Annotated in this window: 2 protein-coding genes; both read left to right on the top strand. The window is 65.9% G+C overall.

Going from position 1 to position 3,161, the window contains the following annotated elements; translation table 11 throughout:
* The first annotated feature begins 308 nt into the window (after window positions 1-308).
* Window positions 309-1,478, top strand: coding sequence for a saccharopine dehydrogenase NADP-binding domain-containing protein (locus ACFWF3_RS29830; protein WP_379316962.1), 1,170 nt, complete (start codon window positions 309-311; stop codon window positions 1,476-1,478).
* Between the two features lie 120 nt (window positions 1,479-1,598).
* The coding region (locus ACFWF3_RS29825; protein WP_379316960.1) for an acyl-CoA carboxylase subunit beta at window positions 1,599-3,161 on the top strand (1,563 nt) is incomplete at its 3' end.

Here is a 3,161-nt window from a genome sequence, read left to right as displayed (position 1 = left end):
AGGTGCAAGCCTTCCCATCACGTGTGAGCCGGCCGTGCGCGATCGCGTCCAGCCCGGCAGGCGTCGTAATCCGGAATATTGATTTCTTGTCGACGCTTGCGTGATGCGGATTGTCTGAGTACAGTCCGATTTATTCGACGGCCGATCGTGGATTGGATCGCCTCGAGTTCTCAGGCCGATCCGGCCTTGACTATTTGGATACTTCGCGATTCGCCTGTGCCGGCATTCGCGGGTCCCCTCGGTGGTGAATTGTTCAGGCCTACCACGTCGTCCATCACCCGATGCGAGATCAATCAAGGAGTGCAGTCATGAAGGCCGTCATCGTCGGAGGGGCCGGGCGTGTGGGAACCCGCATCGCCCAGGAACTCTCCCGTCATCCGCATGTCGAGGTGCGGATCGCGGACAGAATCCCACCCAAGGATCCGAGTCTCGCTTACGTCGAGGTCGATCTAGCTGAGGTGACCACACTCGACGCCGCAATGCGCGGCGCCGACGTCGTCGTGAACACTGTGGGGCCGTTCGACCGGTGGGGCACCGTCGTGCTGGACACGGCGATCGCGAACGGCGTGAACTACGTCGACGTCTGTGACGATCCGGCCCCCACCGCCGAGCTGCTCGACCGGGACGACGCAGCGCGCGCCGCGGGTGTTCGCGCAGTGGTCGGGCTTGGGATGAGCCCCGGCCTGACGAATCTTCTCGCAGTCGTCGCCACGCGCCAGCTCGGCTCGGTCGACCTGTTGGCGACCTTCTGGGGCGATCCCGGGGAAGGAAAGAGTCCGGCAGCCGCGGAGCGGATGGCGGCGTCGATGGCATCGGCCTTCGAGGAGGGCCGCGCGGCGTTTCAGCACCTCATCATTCAGGCCTCGGCGGAGGTGCCGATCTGGCGAGACGGCGAGCGGGCGCGATGCCGGGCATGGAAGGAGGCCTATCGGGTCACCACTTCGAGTGGGGCGACCGCGTTGTTCAGACTGATCGGTCACCCGGAACCTGCCACGCTGCCGCGCGCGGTCGATGTGCGGGAGTGCATCAACGTGGGCACGATCGACGCAGGTGCTGACCGGCTCATGCTGCCGGTACTCGACCAGGTGAATCGTGGCGAGATCGACGTTTCCGCAGCGCTGACGTTGCTGGCCGCGCAGCTCCGCGAGAAGCCACAGGTCTTGGCCACACCGAGGGTCGGGCCTGCGCTCTCGGTGTTCGGTGGTGCGGCGGCGACCGGCGAACGGGACGGTCGAAGGAGCGGAGTCGTCGTCCTTCCCGGCGGTCCGGTCGACGGTTCGATGAGTCTGGAAACCGCACGACCCGCGGCGGTCGGAGTGCTGAACATCCACAGCGCTGAACTCGGGGTCCACGCACCCGAAGCCGCATTCGACGCGGAGGACTTCCTGAAGTGGTTCTCCGACACCTACTGGGACGGAGTGCCGGGCTTCATCGTCGATGAAGCAGGCCCCGACGCGATCGTCCGGGTCGAATCCTGATGCCCGCGACACGAAAGAGTGCCATGACAACGCAATGCTCAGAACGCAATCGCCGCTGTCCGCAGCTTGCCGAACCAGGAACAGCGCACCCCGCCAGCTCGTCGGAAAGGTACCGACGTCATGGCTGAATTCAGTTGGCAAGCGGCGCTGGCCGAACTCGAGGGACGTCGAGCCGCAGCGCGTGAGCTCGGCGGTCAGCGACGCATCGATCGCCAGCACGCACAGGGCAGACAAACGATCCGTGAGCGAATCGCCGCTGCTGCCACCGAGTTTCACGAGGTGGGCGAGTTCGCGGTGTTCGAAGAGCGCTCGGCGACCGGCGAGCTGCTCGGGAAACTGCCCGCGAGCTATGTCTGCGGCCTGGCGCAGTTCGGTGGTCGGACAGTCGCGCTCGGTGGTGAGGACTTCACCGTGCGCGCCGGCGCGCCGCAGTCCTACCTCGACCGGATGAAAGGCGGGCTGGGCGGATTTGTCGAAGACCTCGCGCACGACTATCGGATCCCGTTGGTGCTGTTCATGGAAGGCATCGGCGGGGACGTATCGGCCCAAGCGGAGAAGGGCCACTCCTACCTCGTGTCCTCGGTGAGTTGGCAGCGCTCGTACGAGCTGCTCTCGGAGGTCCCGGTGCTGGCGATGGTCAGCGGGTCCGCGGCCGGTGGCACTGCGGGTCGCACCGTGCTCAGCCATTTCAGCGTGATGACCAAGGACTCGGTGCTCTTCGCCGGTGGGCCGCCCCTGGTGAAGCGGGCGCTCGGCATGGACATCGACAAGGTGCAGCTCGGCGGTGCCAAGATCCACACGGCGGGATCAGGCGCGGTCGACAACCTCGCCGAAGACGAGGCCGATGCGATCCAGCAGATGCAGACTGTTCTGAGTTACCTGCCGCAGAACGTCTGGGAACTGCCGCCCCGGGGCGAGCGAACCGACCCGGTCGACCGTCGCGGCGACGCCATCCTCGAGATCATCCCCGAGAACCGCCGGCGGCCGTACAAGGTGCACAAGGTGATCGAGGAGATCGTCGATCGCGGTTCCTTCTTCGAAGTCGGCGGACGCTGGGGCAGAAGCGTCGTCACCGGGTATGCGCGCATGGACGGAGTGCCCGTCGGTGTGGTCGCCAGCAACCCGATGCACATCGGTGGCGCACTCGACGCGGCCGGTGCCGAGAAGCAGATCCGATTCGTCGACATCTGCTCCACCTTCCACCTTCCGGTGATCTACCTCGTGGACGTCCCGGGGTTCATGGTCGGTCCAGATGCCGAGCGCGGCAACGTCATCCGGTGGGGCATGCGCGCCATCCAATCGATGATCGAGGCCGAGGTCCCCGTCATCACCATTCACGTGCGCAAGGCGTACGGCATGGCGGTATCGGCGACGGCCAATCCCGATTCACTGTGCCTGCGGTTGGCCTGGCCCACTGCGGAATGGGGTGATCTGCCCGTCGAAGGTGGTGTGGAAGCGGGATTTTCGCGCGAGATCGCCGCCGCCGAGAACCCGGCCGAGTATCGCCGTGCGGTGGAGGACAGGATGCACGCGCTCGCCGACCCGTGGGGAACGGTCGAGGCGTTCGGCGTGGAGAACATGATCGACCCGCGGGAGACGCGGGAGATCGTTTGCGCGTTCGTCAACGCGTCACGGGGGCTGATGGAGACCAAGCGTGGACCGCAGCAGCGGCGCTGGAGCATG

The organism is Nocardia sp. NPDC060220 (assembly GCF_042727815.1).
Taxonomy (GTDB): Bacteria; Actinomycetota; Actinomycetes; order Mycobacteriales; family Mycobacteriaceae; genus Nocardia.
Note: the sequence above shows the minus strand (reverse complement) of the source record. Positions and strands in the feature narration are given on the sequence as shown.

Excerpts from the sequence above, each read along its gene's own strand:
- ACFWF3_RS29830 (WP_379316962.1), top strand. The coding sequence starts at position 309 with ATGAAGGCCGTCATCGTCGGAGGGGCCGGGCGTGTGGGAACCCGCATC.